We start from the raw sequence: 284 nt of genomic DNA on the forward strand, positions 1-284 counted from the left end.
GTGACGCTGCCGAACATCATGAAGGCGAAGAAGAAACCGCTCGAAATCGTGAAGCCCGAAGACCTGGGCGTCGATGTCACGCCGCGTCTGAAGACGCTGAAGGTCAGCGAGCCGCCGAAGCGCTCGGCTGGCGTGAAGGTGGCCGACGTGAAGACGCTGGTCGAAAAGCTGAAGACCGAAGCCAAAGTGCTTTGATCGACGGACATTGCGGAGACGAATGAAATGACGATTCTGGTAATTGCTGAACACGACAACGCGGCGCTGAAGGCAGCGACGCTCAATAC

Annotated in this window: 1 pseudogene; it reads left to right on the top strand. The window is 57.4% G+C overall.

The window, feature by feature from the left end:
• Nucleotides 1-195 (top strand): annotated as a pseudogene (locus SB822_RS56430) (electron transfer flavoprotein subunit beta/FixA family protein); the annotation flags it as partial.
• Nucleotides 196-284: the final 89 nt, after the last annotated feature.

Origin of the sequence: Paraburkholderia sp. SIMBA_054 (assembly GCF_046534875.1) — a bacterium.
Classification (GTDB): domain Bacteria; phylum Pseudomonadota; class Gammaproteobacteria; order Burkholderiales; family Burkholderiaceae; genus Paraburkholderia; species Paraburkholderia hospita.